Consider the following 1,868-nt stretch of genomic DNA (forward strand, 5'->3'; position numbering starts at 1 on the left):
CGGCTAAGAATTCACAGTGGACGCGAGCATCTGCGGACAAGCCCTCGGCCTATTAGTACCGGTCAACTCCACCCGTCACCAGGCTTCCATCTCCGGCCTATCAACCCCGTCGTCTACAGGGAGCCTTACCCTATCAAGTAGGTGGGAGTCCTCATCTCGAAGCAGGCTTCCCGCTTAGATGCTTTCAGCGGTTATCCCTCCCGAACGTAGCCAACCAGCCATGCCCTTGGCAGAACAACTGGCACACCAGAGGTTCGTCCGTCCCGGTCCTCTCGTACTAGGGACAGCCCTTCTCAAGACTCCAACGCGCACAGCGGATAGGGACCGAACTGTCTCACGACGTTCTAAACCCAGCTCGCGTACCGCTTTAATGGGCGAACAGCCCAACCCTTGGGACCAACTCCAGCCCCAGGATGCGACGAGCCGACATCGAGGTGCCAAACCATCCCGTCGATACGGACTCTTGGGGAAGATCAGCCTGTTATCCCCGGGGTACCTTTTATCCGATGAGCGACGGCGCTCCCACAAGCCACCGCCGGATCACTAGTCCCTGCTTTCGCACCTGCTCGACCCGCCAGTCTCACAGTCAAGCTCCCTTGTGCACTTACACTCACCACCTGATAACCAACCAGGCTGAGGGAACCTTTGGGCGCCTCCGTTACTCTTTAGGAGGCAACCGCCCCAGTTAAACTACCCACCAGACACTGTCCCCGATCCGGATCACGGACCCAGGTTAGACATCCAGCACGATCAGAGTGGTATTTCAACAACGACTCCACCCAGGCTGGCGCCCGAGCATCACAGTCTCCCACCTATCCTACACAAACCGAACCGAACACCAATATCAAGCTATAGTAAAGGTCCCGGGGTCTTTCCGTCCTGCTGCGCGAAACGAGCATCTTTACTCGTACTGCAATTTCACCGGGCCTATGGTTGAGACAGCCGAGAAGTCGTTACGCCATTCGTGCAGGTCGGAACTTACCCGACAAGGAATTTCGCTACCTTAGGATGGTTATAGTTACCACCGCCGTTTACTGGCGCTTAAGTTCCCAGCCTCGCCACCCCCAAAAGGGCAGCTAACCGGTCCCCTTAACGTTCCAGCACCGGGCAGGCGTCAGTCCGTATACATCGCCTTACAGCTTCGCACGGACCTGTGTTTTTAGTAAACAGTCGCTTCTCGCTGGTCTCTGCGGCCACCCCCAGCTCCAGACGAAAAGTCCTTCACCAGAAGCGGCCCCCCTTCTCCCGAAGTTACGGGGGCAATTTGCCGAGTTCCTTAACCATAGTTCACCCGAACGCCTCGGTATACTCTACCTGACCACCTGAGTCGGTTTAGGGTACGGGCCACCATGAAACATCGCTAGAGGCTTTTCTCGACAGCATAGGATCATCCACTTCACCACAATCGGCTCGGCATCAGGTCTCACCCACATGTCGCACGGATTTACCTGCACGACGGGCCACACCCTTACCCCGGGACAACCACCGCCCGGGCTGGACTACCTTCCTGCGTCACCCCATCACTCACCTACTACCCCCTCGGGTCACCGGCTCCACCACTCCGACAAGAATCAAAGACCCCTGCCGGCGGCTTCACGGGCTTAGCATCAGAAGATTCAGCGCTGGCGCTCCATAGCGGGTACCGGAATATCAACCGGTTATCCATCGACTACGCCTGTCGGCCTCGCCTTAGGCCCCGACTTACCCTGGGCAGATCAACTTGACCCAGGAACCCTTAGTCAATCGGCGCACACGTTTCCCACGTGTGTATCGCTACTCATGCCTGCATTCTCACTCGTGAACCATCCACAACACGCTTCCACGGCTGCTTCACCCGGCACACGACGCTCCCCTACCCACCACAACAT

1 rRNA gene is annotated in these 1,868 nt (G+C 57.5%); it reads right to left on the reverse strand.

From position 1 onward, the window contains the following. Positions 1–32: 32 nt before the first annotated feature. Positions 33–1,868 (reverse strand): 23S ribosomal RNA (locus RM779_RS33190); the annotation flags it as partial.

It is taken from the genome of Streptomyces johnsoniae, assembly GCF_031845565.1.
GTDB lineage: Bacteria > Actinomycetota > Actinomycetes > Streptomycetales > Streptomycetaceae > Streptomyces > Streptomyces johnsoniae.